The sequence below is a fragment of the Pseudomonas glycinis genome (assembly GCF_054871425.1).
In genome coordinates this window covers 132,649-147,405 of record NZ_JBTYHF010000006.1, presented here as the reverse complement: position 1 = coordinate 147,405, position 14,757 = coordinate 132,649, and the positions used below count along the sequence as shown (strand labels likewise).

Below are 14,757 nucleotides of genomic sequence, written 5' to 3'. Positions count from 1 at the left end.
GATTGCTTAACCTTTGACGCACACCACCTGACGCAGGGTGTGCAGCACTTCCACCAGCTCACGCTGGGCGTGCATGACTTTGTCGATGTCCTTGTAGGCCATCGGAATTTCGTCAATCACCGCTTCGTCCTTGCGGCATTCCACGTGGGCCGTGGCGCGAATCTGATCGGCGACGGTGAAGGTATTCTTGGCCTTCGTGCGGCTCATGGTGCGCCCAGCGCCATGGCTGCAGGAACTGAATGACTCTTCATTGCCCAGACCGCGAACGATGAAGCTCTTGGCGCCCATCGAGCCTGGAATAATCCCCAGCTCGCCCTTCTTCGCTGACACGGCGCCTTTGCGGGTAATCAGCACGTCTTCACCGTAATGCCGTTCCTTCTGCACGTAGTTGTGATGGCAATTGACCGCTTCGAGCGCGACCTCGAAAGGCTTGTGGATGATCTGCCGCGTGGCCTGAATCACTGCGCGCATCATCAGTTCACGGTTCTGTCTGGCGAAGTCCTGCGCCCAGCCAACCGCCTCCACGTAATCATCAAAATGCTGACTGCCCTCTTCGAAATAGGCCAGGTCACGGTCCGGCAGGTTGGCAATGTGCTGGCGCATATCGGCTTGGGCCATCTGGATGAACAGGTTGCCGATAGCGTTGCCGACGCCACGCGAACCACTGTGCAACATGAACCACACCCGGTTGGCTTCATCCAGGCACACTTCGACGAAGTGATTGCCACTGCCGAGCGTCCCCAAGTGCGCCCGGTTGTTGGTATTGGCCAGTTTCGGATACTTGTCGGTGATCAATTTGAAGCGCGGCTGCAACCCCGCCCAGGCCTGATCGGCTTGCTGCGGAACCTCGTCCCAGGCGCCTTTGTCTCGCCGCGAACGATTCGAACTGCGGCCGTGCGGCACCGCTTGTTCGATTGCAGTACGCAATCCATGCAGGTTGTCTGGCAGATCTGCAGCCGTCAACGACGTACGCGCAGCGATCATGCCGCAACCGATGTCGACGCCCACCGCTGCGGGAATGATCGCGCCGACCGTTGGAATCACACTGCCAATTGTCGAGCCCTTGCCCAAGTGCACATCGGGCATCACCGCCAGATGCTTGAAGATGAACGGCATTTTTGCCGTGTTCATCAACTGTGCGCGGGCTTCGTTTTCAACCGGGACACCTTCGGTCCAGAGTTTGATGGGTTTGCCGTTGGCGACTTCGAGAAGCTGGTAGGTTTGGTCTTTCATATCTTAGTGTCCATGTTCGTTTCCATCAGCATTGCAGCCGCTGTGCCAGCTTTGGATGCGGCCATGGTTGTTTCTGCTATGTTTTTGATTTTATTACCCTTTATTCTCTGATGCGACGAGTCTCGGTAATCTATGGAAGACAAATCAGCCCAGCAAAATTATCATTGCATATCGTCATTTATCTTATGAGATAAGCATGCCCAGCAAACACACGGTCGCCATCGGATTTATCGGAGCCACCCTGGATCGTGTCGGCAAAGGTGCCAGCCGCTGGAATTATTGGCGACCAAGCGTAGGTCTGTGCCAACAAACAGGTCTCCCTATCCATCGGCTTGAATTGATTCACGGCCTCGACGCGCGCGACGTCAGCCTCGCCGAGCGCGTCCGAGCGGACATCCAGCAGATTTCTCCAAGCACCGAAGTGCGCCTGCATCCAATGTCGCTGCGCAACCCTTGGGATTTCGAGGAGGTGTACGGCGCCCTGCACGACTTCACCACTGCGTACAATTTTGACACCGAGCACGAGGATTACCTCGTCCACATCACCACCGGCACCCACGTCGCACAGATCTGCTGGTTCCTGCTCACCGAGGCGCGTTACCTGCCGGCCCGGCTGATCCAGACCTCCCCCGCCAAGCGCAAAAACGATAACGAACCCGCCTGCGGCACTCATGCGCTGATCGATCTCGATCTGTCGCGCTATGATCGGATTGCTTCACGCTTCGCCAGCAAACGTCTCGAAGGCCTGGAATTTCTCAAGTCCGGCATCGCCACGCGCAACCCGGCCTTCAACCGCTCCATTGAGCAGATCGAGCGCGTTGCGCTGCGCTCCAAAGCCCCCATGCTGCTGATCGGCCCGACCGGCGCCGGCAAATCCTTCCTGGCGCGGCGCATCTACGAACTTAAACGCAATCGCCATCAGATGCAGGGACGCTTTGTCGAAGTCAACTGCGCCACTTTGCGTGGCGACGGCGCGATGTCGGCCTTGTTCGGCCACGTCAAAGGCGCCTTCACCGGCGCGCAAAACGCTCGCGATGGCCTGCTGCGCGCCGCCGATGGTGGCATGTTGTTTCTCGATGAAATCGGTGAGCTCGGCGCAGACGAACAAGCGATGCTGTTAAAAGCAATCGAAGAGAAACGCTTCTTCCCGCTGGGCTCGGACAAGGAAGTCGAGAGTGATTTTTTGATCATTGCTGGCACCCACCGCGACCTGCGCAGCCGGGTCGCCGAAGGCGCGTTTCGCGAGGACCTGTACGCTCGGATCAATCTATGGACGTTCGACCTGCCCGGCCTCGCCGGGCGCCGCGAAGACATCGAGCCGAACATCGACTTCGAACTGGAACGCCATGCTCGCGAACAGGGTGAGCGGGTGCGCTTCAATCTGGAAGCACGCCGACGCTACCTGGCCTTCGCCAGCTCACCTGCAGCAGCCTGGCTGGGCAACTTTCGCGAGCTGTCCGCATCGATTACGCGGATGGCGACTTTGGCCGACAGCGGGCGCATCGATGAAGCGCAGGTCGATGATGAGATCGAACGATTGCGATATGCGTGGGGCTTGGCGCATCCCTCTGCGCTATCGACTGAGTTGCCAGGAGATGGCGAGAGCATGGACTTGTTCGATCGCTTGCAGTTGAAGGCTGTCATTGAGGTGTGCCAGAAGGCGGACAGCCTGTCGGATGCCGGCCGACAGTTATTCGGGGTTTCCCGGCAGGCCAAGGCGCAACCCAATGATGCCGATCGCTTGAGGAAGTATCTGGGGCGGTTCGGGCTTGAATGGGGTGAGGTAGTTGGCGCGAAGTAACGCTGTATTCCTGCTTATGCGGCGCTAATGACTACTGTAGAAAAAATGAATTAGCCGCCTGATCTCTCGGTCAAGAATTATGAACGCAGTAAATCTGACGAGGTGACAGCAATGACTATCCAGGCAGAGACACTCGTACAACTGACCGAAGCGCTTCAAGAGCGCGGCATGAAGATGGTTTCAGATGTTCATTTCACTCGCGCGCCGTACCGATACAACCACCGCTGGATCTGCATAGTCGAGTAAACACGCTTGTTGCCGGCGCCTGGATCGATCATTCAGGTGCCGGCGCCGCTCGGCTTCGCCCTTAAAACCCAGATAACCGTCCCCACATAAATCTCGGCTACGTTGGGAGAGGATTCGGTGGCAATAAAAAACCCGGCGCGATGGCCGGGTCTCGTACACGAAATAATTCGATGCGCCTATTTTGCGCCGCCGTTATCGCGACCGGTCTGGGCATCTTGATCTGAACCAGGATTGCCGGGTGGCGGATTCCAGTCCTCTGGTCGTTCGTCGGTACCCTGCTTTGGCTCAGAATCAGCTTGCTCCAAGCCGGAATCATGGCCCTCGCCAGTGTCAGGGTTTTGCTCACTTGGTCCCGGATATGACGCTTCAGGGCCATTGTTGTCGTCGATCATCATTCTCTCCCATCAGTGGCGCAGGGGCTGCGCTTAATAAGTGAGAGGAGATCGGCGCACAGAGAGTGCTATTTGCTCGACGAGCGGACATTCTGACCAACCCAAACACTTGGTAGTGCGAGTCGCAGGCGTGATCGAGCAGCCCCGCGCATCTCAAACACATGAAAAAGGCCAATGCTGTGAACATTGGCCTAAGTCATTGAAAAATATGGTCGGGACGGAGTGATTCGAACACTCGACCCCTAGCACCCCATGCTAGTGCGCTACCGGACTGCGCTACGCCCCGACTGATGTTGCATCTCGCTCTTCACCTCGAAGAGCGCTCAAGAATATATCGCAAGCGTTTGAAAACTGGAAGTATTCAAACGCCGCTTTTTATTTCTTGAGCACCACCAGGACATCTTCCAATTCGGCAATCATCTGACGAATCATCTGTTTGTACTGGGTGGTATCGTCTTTGGCTTCGTCGCCGGACAGACGCAGACGTGCGCCGCCGATGGTGAAACCCTGATCGTAAAGGAGCGCGCGGATCTGCCGGATCATCAGCACGTCCTGGCGCTGATAATACCGGCGATTCCCGCGGCGTTTGACGGGGTTGAGCTGAGGAAACTCCTGCTCCCAGTAGCGCAGCACGTGTGGCTTTACGGCACACAGCTCGCTGACTTCACCAATGGTGAAGTAGCGTTTGCCCGGGATGACGGGTAGTTCGTCGTTATGACTTGGTTCCAGCATAAGCCTCAACTCGGGCCTTCAACTTCTGCCCTGGACGAAAGGTGACCACACGGCGAGCCGTGATCGGGATTTCTTCCCCCGTTTTCGGGTTGCGGCCAGGCCGCTGGCGCTTGTCCCGAAGGTCGAAATTGCCGAAACCGGACAATTTGACCTGCTCGTTGTCTTCAAGAGCGTGCCTGATTTCCTCGAAAAACAGTTCGACCAATTCCTTGGCTTCCCGCTTGTTCAGGCCCAGCTCTTCATACAGACGTTCCGCCATCTCAGCTTTCGTCAAAGCCCCCATACGTCACTTCCTTAACGTGGCGTTCAACCTTTGTTCGAGCGAGGTGAGGATATTTTGCGTCGTCGAATTCACCTCATCGTCATTAAGAGTGCGCGATGGATGCTGCCAGGTCAAGCCAACTGCAAGGCTTTTTCTATCAGGATCAATACCTTTACCCTGATACACGTCAAACAGCCTGAGCTCTGTGAGCCATTCGCCTGCATTTTCACGGATTACGTCCAGTACAGCCGAGGCCGCGACGTCTTTGTGCGCGATCAGTGCAAGGTCACGACGCACTTCAGGAAAGCGCGACAACTCGTGGAATTTCGGCATTTTACCGAGCGCCACTTCAGCCAGAACCAGCTCGAAGACGAACACCGGACGATCCAGCCCCAAGGCTTTCGACAATTCTGGGTGGATCGCACCAATGAAGCCTACTTCGCGACCTTCACGCTCGATGCGCGCGGTCTGCCCCGGATGCAGCGCCGGGTGTTTGCCTGGAGCAAAGGTGAACGAATCCAAGGCACCAGCGAAACCCAGTACCGCTTCCACGTCAGCCTTGACGTCGAAGAAGTCAACGGTGTCGCGACCCTGCGCCCAGCCTTCCGGCAAGCGACTCCCGCAAACAACCCCGGACAGCATAGGCTCTTGCTTCAAGCCCTCAAGCTGACCAACGAAGCGCAGGCCGCTCTCGAACAGACGCACGCGATCCTGCTGACGGTTGAGGTTGTGCTGCAACGCCTTGACCAGACCTGGCCACAACGACGAGCGCATGGCGGCCATATCGTTGGAGATCGGATTGGCCAGCAACAGCGGCTCGACACCTGGATTGAACAGTTCGAACTGACGCGGATCGATGAAGCTGTAAGTGATCGCTTCCTGATAACCACGAGCAACCAGCAGACGACGCAGCTCAGGCAGATCACTACGCGCTTCGGCCTTGGCTTGTGGCGCCAGACGCGCTTGCGGGTAGCGAACCGGCAGACGGTTGTAACCGTACAGACGAGCCAGCTCTTCGATCAGGTCGACTTCCAGACTGATATCAAAGCGGTGGCTTGGCACTTCAACGCGCCATTGTCCTTCAACGTCAGCGGTAATGCTCAGGCCCAAGGCACTGAGCAGACGCTCGACCTGTGCCGAATCCATCTCCATGCCGAGCATCTGAGTGATGCGCTGAGCGCGCAGAGTGATCGGTGCAATCGATGGCAGATGTTGCTCGCTGACGGTCTCGATGATCGGACCAGCTTCGCCACCAGTGATTTCCAGCAGCAGGCCAGTGGCGCGCTCCATGGCTTCACGGGCCAGTTGCCAGTCAACGCCACGCTCGTAGCGATGCGAAGCGTCGGTATGCAAGCCGTAAGAACGTGCCTTGCCGGCAACCGCAATCTGATCAAAGAACGCAGATTCGAGGAACACATCACGGGTGGTCGCGGAAACACCGCTGTGCTCGCCACCCATGACGCCGGCGATCGCCAGTGCACGAGTGTGGTCAGCGATGACCAGCGTATCGCTACGCAGGCTGACTTCCTGACCATCAAGCAGAACCAGCTTCTCACCCTCTTCAGCCATGCGCACACGAATGCCGCCATTGATTTCGGCGAGATCGAAAGCGTGCAGTGGCTGGCCGAGCTCGAGCATCACGTAGTTGGTGATGTCGACGGCAGCGTCGATGCTGCGCACGTCGGCGCGACGCAGACGTTCAACCATCCACAGCGGAGTTGGCTTCGACAGGTCGACATTACGGATGACCCGGCCCAGATAACGCGGGCAGGCCGCTGGGGCCAGCACCTCGACCGAACGGACTTCGTCGTGTACCGCTGCAACCGCAGCCACCACAGGACGGGTTACCGGCACGGCGTACAGCGCGCCGACTTCACGGGCCAGACCGGCCAGGGACAGGCAGTCGCCACGGTTCGGGGTCAGGTCGACCTCGATGCTGGCGTCTTCCAGATCCAGATACACACGGAAATCTTCGCCCACCGGCGCATCGGCCGGCAGCTCCATCAGACCGTCGTTGCCCTCACCGACCTGCAGCTCTGCCTGCGAGCACAGCATGCCGTTGGACTCGACGCCACGCAGCTTGGCCTTCTTGATCTTGAAGTCGCCCGGCAGCTCTGCGCCAATCATGGCGAACGGAATCTTCAGGCCCGGGCGCACGTTTGGCGCTCCGCACACGACCTGGAAGGTTTCCGCGCCATTGCTGACCTGGCATACGCGCAACTTGTCGGCGTCCGGATGCTGCTCGGTGCTCAGCACCTCACCCACCACCACACCACTGAATACGCCGGCGGCCGGCGTAACGCTATCGACCTCAAGACCGGCCATCGACAGACGGGCAACCAGCTCGTCGCGATCTACCTGCGGGCTGACCCAGCCACGCAGCCATTGTTCACTGAATTTCATCCTGCTCTCCTAAGAATTCGTTACGACTAGCGAAATTGCGCGAGGAACCGCAAGTCGTTGTCGAAGAACAGACGCAAGTCGTTCACGCCGTAACGGAGCATGGCCAGACGCTCGACGCCCATGCCGAAGGCAAAGCCGGAGAACTCTTCCGGGTCGATGCCGGACATGCGCAGCACGTTCGGGTGAACCATGCCGCAGCCCATCACTTCCAGCCAGCCGGTCTGCTTGCAGACGCGGCAGCCTTTGCCACTGCACATCACGCATTCCATATCGACTTCAGCGGATGGCTCGGTGAACGGGAAGTACGAAGGACGGAAACGCACGGCCAGTTCTTTCTCGAAGAACACCCGCAGGAATTCTTCGATGGTGCCTTTGAGATCGGCAAAATTGATATCGCGATCAACCAGCAGGCCTTCGACCTGGTGGAACATCGGCGAATGGGTGATATCGGAGTCGCTGCGATAGACGCGGCCCGGGCAGACGATGCGGATCGGCGGCTGCTTCGATTCCATGGTGCGGACCTGTACCGGCGAGGTATGGGTGCGCAGCAACATGTTGGCATTGAAATAGAAGGTGTCATGCATCGACCGGGCCGGGTGATGGCCTGGGATGTTGAGCGCTTCAAAGTTGTGGTAGTCGTCTTCGACCTCTGGGCCTTCGGCAATGCCGTAGCCAATGCGGGTGAAGAACTGCTCAACGCGCTCCAGAGTCCGGGTGACCGGGTGCAGACCGCCAGAGGTCTGGCCACGGCCCGGCAATGTCACGTCGATGGATTCGGCAGACAGTTTGGCAGCCAGCTCGGCTTCTTCAAACAATGCCATGCGCGCATTGAGAACGCCTGTAACACGTTCCTTGGCAACGTTGATCAGCGCACCGACTTGCGGACGCTCTTCGGCCGGCAGATTCCCCAGGGTCTTCATCACCTGAGTCAATTCGCCCTTCTTGCCAAGGTATTGAACCCGGATTTGCTCCAGGGCATTGATATCTTCAGCGCTTTGCACAGCCTCTAGTGCTTGAGAGACCAGCGCATCCAGGTTTTCCATGTACAGACTCCAGATACAAAATAGGGGAAGAGCTTGAAGGCTCTTCCCCTATTTATGACGTTTAACACCTGACCCCACAGAGGTGAGGCCGGGTGACTGTCGGGGGTACTTAAGCCAAGGTGGCTTTAGCTTTCTCGACAATCGCAGCAAACGCCGCTTTTTCGTTCACTGCCAGATCAGCCAGAACCTTACGGTCGATCTCAATGGACGCTTTTTTCAGGCCAGCGATGAAACGGCTGTAGGACAGACCGTTAACACGAGCACCAGCGTTGATACGAGCGATCCACAGAGCGCGGAACTGACGTTTTTTCTGACGACGGTCACGGTAGGCGTACTGGCCTGCCTTGATTACCGCTTGCTTGGCAACACGGAATACGCGGGAGCGTGCGCCGTAGTAGCCTTTAGCAAGTTTCAGAATTTTTTTGTGACGCTTACGGGCAATGACGCCACGCTTTACACGAGCCATGAGTTACTTCCTCTATTCTTGACTAAATTAACGAAGGCGCAGCATGCGCTCGACTTTTGCCACGTCAGACGGATGCAGCAAGCTGCTACCGCGCAGTTGACGCTTACGCTTGGTCGACATTTTAGTCAGGATGTGGCTCTTGAAAGCGTGCTTGTGCTTGATGCCGTTAGCAGTTTTCAGAAACCGCTTGGCAGCACCACTTTTGGTTTTCATTTTTGGCATGTTCGGATACTCCGCATTCAGTTGATAAACATAATCAGAAGGCCTGCCGTGCCCTGTTGATTACTTCTTCTTTTTCGGGGCGATGACCATGATCAGCTGGCGTCCTTCCATCTTAGGATGCTGTTCGACCGAACCGTACTCGAGCAGGTCTTGTTCAACCCGCTTGAGGAGTTCCATCCCCAGCTCCTGGTGGGCCATCTCACGGCCGCGGAATCGCAAGGATACCTTGGCCCTGTCCCCGTCACTCAGGAAACGTACCAGGTTGCGCAGTTTTACCTGGTAATCCCCTTCCTCCGTCCCTGGACGAAACTTGATTTCTTTAACCTGAATCTGCTTCTGGTTTTTCTTCGCCGCGGCAATCTGCTTCTTCTTCTCGAAGATCGACTTGCCGTAGTCCATCACCCGGCAAACAGGCGGGACTGCATCGGCGGAGATTTCCACCAGATCAAGCTTTGCTTCTTCAGCGATACGAAGCGCTTCATCAATCGAGACGATGCCAATCTGCTCGCCATCAGCGCCAATTAACCGAACCTCGCGTGCCGAGATATTCTCGTTGATCGGGGCTTTCGGTGCAGCTCGTTTATCTTGTCTCATTTCACGCTTAATAATAATTACTCCGAATCTGGGCGACCACGCCGGGAAACCGCTTGCGCGAGAAACTCAGCGAACTGGGCGACGGGCATCGAGCCCAGGTCAGCACCTTCACGAGTACGCACAGCGACAGTCTGCATCTCGACTTCCTTATCTCCGATAACCAAAAGATAGGGAACCTTGAGCAAAGTATGCTCGCGGATTTTAAAGCCGATCTTTTCATTTCTCAAGTCGGACTTGGCACGAAATCCGCTTTCGTTGAGAGTTTTTTCAACCTCTGCAACAAAATCTGCCTGTTTATCAGTGATATTCATGATCACCGCCTGGGTTGGCGCGAGCCACGCAGGGAAGGCACCTTCGTAGTGCTCGATCAGAATCCCGACGAAACGCTCAAACGAACCGAGGATCGCGCGGTGCAACATCACCGGGTGTTTGCGGCTGTTGTCTTCAGAGACGTATTCAGCGCCCAAACGGACAGGCAGGTTAAAATCGAGCTGCAAGGTACCACACTGCCAGACGCGACCGAGACAATCTTTCAGCGAGAACTCGATCTTCGGCCCGTAGAAAGCACCCTCGCCCGGCTGCAGATCGTACGGCAGGCCAGCAGAATCAAGGGCTGCAGCCAATGCTGCTTCAGCGCGATCCCACAGTTCATCGGAGCCGACGCGTTTTTCCGGACGAGTGGACAGTTTCATCTCGACTTCGGTAAAGCCGAAATCGCGATAGACGTCCATGGTCAGCTTGATGAACGCAGCGGACTCGGCCTGCATCTGCTCTTCGGTGCAGAAAATGTGCGCGTCGTCCTGGGTGAACGCTCGCACGCGCATGATGCCGTGCAACGCACCCGACGGCTCGTTACGGTGGCAGGCACCGAACTCGGCCAGACGCATCGGCAACTCACGGTAGCTTTTCAGGCCCTGATTGAACACCTGCACGTGACACGGGCAGTTCATCGGCTTGATGGCGTAGTCGCGGTTTTCCGACTGAGTGGTGAACATGTTGTCGGCATAGTTGGCCCAGTGCCCGGATTTCTCCCACAGGCTGCGGTCGACGACTTGAGGAGTCTTGATCTCAAGGTAGCCGTTGTCGCGCTGGATCTTGCGCATGTACTGCTCGAGCACCTGATACAGAGTCCAGCCATTCGGGTGCCAGAACACCATGCCCGGCGACTCTTCCTGAGTGTGGAACAGGCCCAGGCGCTTGCCGATCTTGCGGTGATCGCGCTTCTCGGCTTCTTCGATGCGCTGGATGTATGCCGCCAGTTGCTTCTTGTCGGCCCAGGCAGTGCCGTAAACGCGCTGCAACTGCTCGTTCTTGGCGTCGCCACGCCAGTAGGCGCCCGACAGCTTGGTCAGCTTGAAGGATTTCAGGAAACGCGTGTTCGGCACGTGCGGACCGCGGCACATGTCGACGTACTCTTCGTGATAGTACAGACCCATGGCCTGCTCGTTCGGCATGTCTTCGACCAGGCGCAGCTTGTAGTCTTCGCCACGGGCCTTGAACACTTCGATCACTTCGGCGCGCGGAGTGACTTTCTTGATGACGTCGTAATCCTTCTCGATCAGCTGCTGCATGCGCTGTTCGATGGCCGCCATGTCTTCCGGCGTAAATGGACGCTCGTAGGCGATGTCGTAATAGAAGCCTTCGTCGATGACCGGGCCGATGACCATCTTCGCGGTCGGATACAGCTGTTTGACCGCGTGGCCAACCAGGTGCGCGCAAGAGTGGCGAATGATCTCCAGCCCCTCTTCATCCTTTGGCGTAATGATTTGCAGGGTCGCGTCGCTGCTGATGATGTCGCTGGCGTCGACCAGTTGGCCATTGACCTTGCCGGCGAGCGTGGCTTTGGCCAGGCCTGCACCAATGGATGCGGCGACCTCGGCTACGGAAACCGGGTGATCGAATGAACGTTGACTGCCGTCGGGAAGAGTAATAGTTGGCATGGCGCCTCCTCTCCTAGTGGTGACCCCTACCAAAGGTCACGTGGGTTGGGATGAGCCAGTACAAGATCCGATCCAGGCCATTCAATGACGAACGCCTGCCTTACAGCGGCAGGAGCCTTGCGGCCAACCGGAAAACCGAACCAGAGTGACTGGGATTCAAATCGGAAAAATTCGCACGCCGACCGCTTCGGGACTGAAGGTCATCCGAAGCCTGAGAACGCTTGAGCCCGGCATGCTAGCACAGATGAGCGGTCGCTCACGCCCTGATTTGGCAGAAGGCGAAATGTCCGATTTTATGCCAGAGTGCTGAACTTGATCGGCCCTTGCGCCCTCAGATAACAAGACATTGACCCACAAGGAGCATCCTCGCATGCGTCTGAAAAGCTTATTCGCCGTCGTCGCCCCCGTCGTCCTGCTGCTGCCACTGAGCGCCCATGCCGACTGGCCGAAAGGCGAGCGCGAAAAGTACATGGCCCAGTGCACTCAGGCTGCGACCCAGCAAATCGGTGCTGCAGCGGCGAAATCCCACTGCGCTTGCGGAGCTGACGCCATCAAGTCCTATCCGGCCAGCGACATTCAGGCGCTGATGGACAACAAGGCGACTCCTGAATTGCAACAGAAAGCCCTTGGCCAGATCGCCAAATGCAAGGCAAATACCGCCCCGAAAAAATAAGAAAACCGGGTATTAACATCGGCTGAAAGGCGGAAAAAAGTGCTGGAAATGAGCCTTTTCAGACGATTTATGCAGGTTTTACAGGTTTTTTTATCGTCTTTACGTTTCGCTGAAAGCCTTTCAAACCGGGGCTTTCAGCAGAGACGGGTGGTAAAGAAAACACGACTGATTGGCAAACAGCACGTCCGGGGGGCTCCCAAAGCGAACATTTCGACTATGATACCCGGGTGTGCCCAGTTGGCCTGAGCAGCACAGTACTACTGAAAATATATGTTTCTTGGAGATACACCATGTCTAATCGCCAAACCGGCACCGTTAAATGGTTCAACGATGAAAAAGGCTTCGGCTTCATCACTCCTCAAGGTGGCGGTGACGACCTGTTCGTACACTTCAAAGCTATCGAATCCGACGGTTTCAAAAGCCTGAAAGAAGGCCAGACCGTCTCTTTCGTGGCTGAGAAAGGCCAAAAGGGTATGCAAGCTGCACAGGTTCGCCCAGAGTAATTTCTCGGCGCACTAAAAAAACCCCGTCCAAGTGACGGGGTTTTTTATGTCTTGAACAAAGTGTTCAGCCGCAATTGACGCGGGTAACCACCAGGTTGTTGTCGGTGTTCAGATTCAGGCGATCGGAGCGGTATTCCAGGGTGATCATGTCGTTTGGCTTGAGGAAGCGCGCATTTTGGGCCCCAGCCTTGGCACGTGCCTGATCCAGCAATTCAGGGGATGCCTTCTTGCCGATGGCGAATTGCGCTGCCGATGCTTCGCAGCGGCTGTTTCCCGATTCAGCAGCCACGGGTTCCTTTGCCGACTCGCTGGAGGTTGTGCTGCAACCAGCCAACAGAGCAGCGGCCATAAGTGCACCCAGTGTCGCGAACTTCAAAGGCATGAAGCCTCCTTGTTTTCAAATGTTTAAGCAGAGATCGTGCGACCGCCAATGCGGCGTTTGGTTTCAAGGCTCAAGCCATGCCCTGCCCCACGAGCGGAAAAATGCCGAGTGTGCCTGAGCTGCGCGCGGCGACTCATCAAACAATCGTGACTGAATATTAACGACCTCAATAAACGTCGATGTAGTCATACGGCGGATTCGGCCAGTTGTCCTTGAGCGCGTTGAAAATCTGCATCACCCAGACTTCATCGCTGGCTGCAACGTTCCCCACATAGCCGGAGCCCTTCGCCCAGGTTTCCAGGCGAAACAGCAGACCGTCGATATCCTGCCCACCGGTCACGGTTGACAGATAGGCGATGCCGTCTTTGGTTACGCGCAATTGGTTGTGTACGTCGTCACTGGCCGAGGCGAGCAATTGGCGCACTGCATCGAGTGTGAGGCCGTCAGGGCTATTCAGATCGATCTGCACAACAGGGTCCTTGGTAAGCCGGAAAAGACCAAGTGTCGCATAGCGCTCCGCTCATGCCTAAGTCGCAGTGCCAAACGCCGCGCAAAATGGTTAACTCGAAAAACAGACATCCTGACCTTTCGAGCCTCCCATGACCAGTGTAAGCATCGACGCCGCCATCAACGCCAAATGGGCCGAAGGACACAGCTCTTACAGCCCCGGCACGACGGAAGAATTGGCGCTGATCGGCATTGATTTACTGGTCAAGGAGCTGGGGATAGAAGCGGCGCAGCATTTTATCAATCAGGTATTCGAACGCTATCCGATCGGCCAGGCCGAACAGCCGCAGTGAAAACCCGCAGGCAAACTGCCTGCGGGTTGACGACTTATTTCAGGCGTTTCAGGCGCTCGGTCAGCAGATCAAAGAATCCCTGGGCGTCGCCATTTTCGACCCAGAATGCATTCTTCGGTGCTTTCAGGCCGTCATACCAGTCAACGATGGTCTGGCCGAATGTCGGTCCTTCACGGCTATCCACCACGACGTTGACCGCCCGACCGGTAAACAACTCGGGCTTGAGCAGATACGCCACAACGGTGGCGTCATGCACCGGGCCGCCGGGAATGCCGTAGTGCTCCATATCGCCCTTGATGTATTCGTTGAGAATGTCGCCGACGATCTTGCTCGCATTGTTGTTCAGCGCGGCGATCTGCTTCAGGCGCGCGTCACTGGTCAAGATCTTGTGGGTCACGTCCAGCGGCAGATAGGTGAGTTTCACCCCGCTCTTGAGCACCACCTCGGCAGCCTGCGGGTCGGCGAACAGGTTGAATTCAGCCACAGGGGTGATGTTGCCACCGTTGAAATGCGCCCCGCCCATGATCACCACTTCCTTGATGCCCTGAACGATCTCCGGTTCCTGGATCAACGCCAGAGCCAGGTTGGTCTGCGGGCCGAGCATGGCGATGGTGATGCTGTGCGGTTTGGCCGATTTAAGAGTGTCGATCAGATAATTGACCGCATTTCCTTTCGCCAGGCCTTTCTTCGGCTCGTGAACCGTCACGCCCGACAAGCCTTCCTTGCCATGAATGTTCTCGGCGTAAATCGGCGTGCGCATCAGTGGCTTCGGTGCGCCAGCGTAAACCGGCACATCTTCGCGCCCTGCCCATTCGCGAGCCAGCCGCGCGTTACGCGAAGTCTTGTCCAGGCGCACGTTGCCAGCGACGGTGGTCAAGGCTCGGATATTCAACTCATCCGGCGAAGCGAGGGCAAAGAGCAAGGCGACCACGTCGTCAGCGCCTGGATCGGTGTCGATGATCAAATCGATTTTTTCAGCGGCCTGAACGCCGGTCGCAGTAATCACGGACAAAAGCAGCAGACCCCGAAGCAGTTGATGGAGTTTTTCAGCATAGCGTTGCATAG

General features: G+C 56.9%; 17 protein-coding genes and 1 tRNA gene. 4 read left to right on the top strand and 14 right to left on the bottom strand.

Annotation, left to right across the window (positions count from 1 at the left end; all coding sequences use genetic code 11):
• Positions 1–6: 6 nt before the first annotated feature.
• The gene (locus ACYSTU_RS15875; RefSeq protein WP_130929166.1) at positions 7–1,233 is read right to left on the bottom strand and encodes an RtcB family protein; all 1,227 of its coding nucleotides are present in this window, start codon (positions 1,231–1,233) and stop codon (positions 7–9) included.
• A 196-nt stretch (positions 1,234–1,429) separates the two neighbouring features.
• Here ACYSTU_RS15875 and rtcR point away from each other — a divergent pair, with 196 nt between their 5' ends.
• Complete coding sequence (gene rtcR, locus ACYSTU_RS15870; protein ID WP_136493980.1) at positions 1,430–3,034, top strand: RNA repair transcriptional activator RtcR; 1,605 nt, start codon at positions 1,430–1,432, stop codon at positions 3,032–3,034.
• 422 nt (positions 3,035–3,456) lie between these two features.
• Here rtcR and ACYSTU_RS15865 read toward each other — a convergent pair whose 3' ends face one another.
• From ACYSTU_RS15865 to thrS, 10 genes are all read right to left on the bottom strand, one after another.
• Complete coding sequence (locus ACYSTU_RS15865) at positions 3,457–3,672, bottom strand: hypothetical protein (RefSeq protein ID WP_136493979.1); 216 nt, start codon at positions 3,670–3,672, stop codon at positions 3,457–3,459.
• Between the two features lie 209 nt (positions 3,673–3,881).
• Positions 3,882–3,958 (bottom strand) — tRNA-Pro (locus ACYSTU_RS15860).
• 89 nt (positions 3,959–4,047) lie between these two features.
• Positions 4,048–4,404: a MerR family transcriptional regulator gene (locus tag ACYSTU_RS15855; RefSeq protein WP_003179985.1), complete on the bottom strand. Its 357-nt coding sequence runs from the start codon at positions 4,402–4,404 to the stop codon at positions 4,048–4,050.
• A complete protein-coding gene (gene ihfA / locus ACYSTU_RS15850; RefSeq protein WP_002553164.1) occupies positions 4,385–4,687 on the bottom strand; it encodes an integration host factor subunit alpha in 303 nt (100 codons plus the stop codon). Before ihfA ends, ACYSTU_RS15855 begins: the two co-directional genes overlap by 20 nt.
• A gap of 3 nt (positions 4,688–4,690) precedes the next feature.
• The gene (pheT, locus tag ACYSTU_RS15845) at positions 4,691–7,069 is read right to left on the bottom strand and encodes a phenylalanine--tRNA ligase subunit beta (RefSeq protein WP_197890999.1); all 2,379 of its coding nucleotides are present in this window, start codon (positions 7,067–7,069) and stop codon (positions 4,691–4,693) included.
• 26 nt (positions 7,070–7,095) lie between these two features.
• Positions 7,096–8,112, bottom strand: a complete 1,017-nt coding sequence (gene pheS, locus ACYSTU_RS15840; protein WP_003226365.1) for a phenylalanine--tRNA ligase subunit alpha — start codon at positions 8,110–8,112, stop codon at positions 7,096–7,098.
• 109 nt (positions 8,113–8,221) lie between these two features.
• Positions 8,222–8,578, bottom strand: coding sequence for a 50S ribosomal protein L20 (rplT, locus tag ACYSTU_RS15835; RefSeq protein WP_002553161.1), 357 nt, complete (start codon positions 8,576–8,578; stop codon positions 8,222–8,224).
• A 27-nt stretch (positions 8,579–8,605) separates the two neighbouring features.
• The gene (gene rpmI / locus ACYSTU_RS15830) at positions 8,606–8,800 is read right to left on the bottom strand and encodes a 50S ribosomal protein L35 (RefSeq protein ID WP_002553160.1); all 195 of its coding nucleotides are present in this window, start codon (positions 8,798–8,800) and stop codon (positions 8,606–8,608) included.
• Between the two features lie 60 nt (positions 8,801–8,860).
• Positions 8,861–9,412: a translation initiation factor IF-3 gene (gene infC, locus ACYSTU_RS15825; RefSeq protein ID WP_169432615.1), complete on the bottom strand. Its 552-nt coding sequence runs from the start codon at positions 9,410–9,412 to the stop codon at positions 8,861–8,863.
• Positions 9,412–11,334, bottom strand: a complete 1,923-nt coding sequence (gene thrS, locus ACYSTU_RS15820; protein ID WP_024012407.1) for a threonine--tRNA ligase — start codon at positions 11,332–11,334, stop codon at positions 9,412–9,414. Before thrS ends, infC begins: the two co-directional genes overlap by 1 nt.
• 370 nt (positions 11,335–11,704) lie before the next feature.
• Here thrS and ACYSTU_RS15815 point away from each other — a divergent pair, with 370 nt between their 5' ends.
• Both ACYSTU_RS15815 and ACYSTU_RS15810 read left to right on the top strand, forming a co-directional pair.
• The gene (locus ACYSTU_RS15815) at positions 11,705–12,007 is read left to right on the top strand and encodes a hypothetical protein (RefSeq protein WP_016774048.1); all 303 of its coding nucleotides are present in this window, start codon (positions 11,705–11,707) and stop codon (positions 12,005–12,007) included.
• A 290-nt stretch (positions 12,008–12,297) separates the two neighbouring features.
• Positions 12,298–12,510: a cold-shock protein gene (locus ACYSTU_RS15810; protein ID WP_003179963.1), complete on the top strand. Its 213-nt coding sequence runs from the start codon at positions 12,298–12,300 to the stop codon at positions 12,508–12,510.
• Positions 12,511–12,574: 64 nt separating this feature from the next.
• Here ACYSTU_RS15810 and ACYSTU_RS15805 read toward each other — a convergent pair whose 3' ends face one another.
• Entirely contained in the window at positions 12,575–12,892 is a 318-nt protein-coding gene (locus ACYSTU_RS15805) for an I78 family peptidase inhibitor (RefSeq protein WP_016774047.1), read from the bottom strand.
• Between the two features lie 166 nt (positions 12,893–13,058).
• Complete coding sequence (locus ACYSTU_RS15800) at positions 13,059–13,361, bottom strand: hypothetical protein (RefSeq protein WP_016774046.1); 303 nt, start codon at positions 13,359–13,361, stop codon at positions 13,059–13,061.
• Between the two features lie 130 nt (positions 13,362–13,491).
• Here ACYSTU_RS15800 and ACYSTU_RS15795 point away from each other — a divergent pair, with 130 nt between their 5' ends.
• On the top strand, positions 13,492–13,692 hold the full coding sequence (locus tag ACYSTU_RS15795) for a hypothetical protein (protein WP_016774045.1): 201 nt from the start codon (positions 13,492–13,494) through the stop codon (positions 13,690–13,692).
• A gap of 34 nt (positions 13,693–13,726) precedes the next feature.
• Here ACYSTU_RS15795 and ACYSTU_RS15790 read toward each other — a convergent pair whose 3' ends face one another.
• Entirely contained in the window at positions 13,727–14,755 is a 1,029-nt protein-coding gene (locus tag ACYSTU_RS15790; protein ID WP_323620943.1) for a nucleoside hydrolase, read from the bottom strand.
• Between the last annotated feature and the right edge of the window lie 2 nt (positions 14,756–14,757).

Excerpts from the sequence above, each read along its gene's own strand:
- rplT (WP_002553161.1), bottom strand. The coding sequence starts at position 8,578 with ATGGCTCGTGTAAAGCGTGGCGTCATTGCCCGTAAGCGTCACAAAAAA.
- thrS (WP_024012407.1), bottom strand. The coding sequence starts at position 11,334 with ATGCCAACTATTACTCTTCCCGACGGCAGTCAACGTTCATTCGATCAC.
- pheS (WP_003226365.1), bottom strand. The coding sequence starts at position 8,112 with ATGGAAAACCTGGATGCGCTGGTCTCTCAAGCACTAGAGGCTGTGCAA.
- ACYSTU_RS15810 (WP_003179963.1), top strand. The coding sequence starts at position 12,298 with ATGTCTAATCGCCAAACCGGCACCGTTAAATGGTTCAACGATGAAAAA.
- ACYSTU_RS15875 (WP_130929166.1), bottom strand. The coding sequence starts at position 1,233 with ATGAAAGACCAAACCTACCAGCTTCTCGAAGTCGCCAACGGCAAACCC.
- ACYSTU_RS15805 (WP_016774047.1), bottom strand. The coding sequence starts at position 12,892 with ATGCCTTTGAAGTTCGCGACACTGGGTGCACTTATGGCCGCTGCTCTG.
- ihfA (WP_002553164.1), bottom strand. The coding sequence starts at position 4,687 with ATGGGGGCTTTGACGAAAGCTGAGATGGCGGAACGTCTGTATGAAGAG.
- ACYSTU_RS15790 (WP_323620943.1), bottom strand. The coding sequence starts at position 14,755 with ATGCAACGCTATGCTGAAAAACTCCATCAACTGCTTCGGGGTCTGCTG.
- ACYSTU_RS15815 (WP_016774048.1), top strand. The coding sequence starts at position 11,705 with ATGCGTCTGAAAAGCTTATTCGCCGTCGTCGCCCCCGTCGTCCTGCTG.
- pheT (WP_197890999.1), bottom strand. The coding sequence starts at position 7,069 with ATGAAATTCAGTGAACAATGGCTGCGTGGCTGGGTCAGCCCGCAGGTA.
- ACYSTU_RS15855 (WP_003179985.1), bottom strand. The coding sequence starts at position 4,404 with ATGCTGGAACCAAGTCATAACGACGAACTACCCGTCATCCCGGGCAAA.
- rpmI (WP_002553160.1), bottom strand. The coding sequence starts at position 8,800 with ATGCCAAAAATGAAAACCAAAAGTGGTGCTGCCAAGCGGTTTCTGAAA.
- ACYSTU_RS15795 (WP_016774045.1), top strand. The coding sequence starts at position 13,492 with ATGACCAGTGTAAGCATCGACGCCGCCATCAACGCCAAATGGGCCGAA.
- ACYSTU_RS15865 (WP_136493979.1), bottom strand. The coding sequence starts at position 3,672 with ATGATCGACGACAACAATGGCCCTGAAGCGTCATATCCGGGACCAAGT.
- rtcR (WP_136493980.1), top strand. The coding sequence starts at position 1,430 with ATGCCCAGCAAACACACGGTCGCCATCGGATTTATCGGAGCCACCCTG.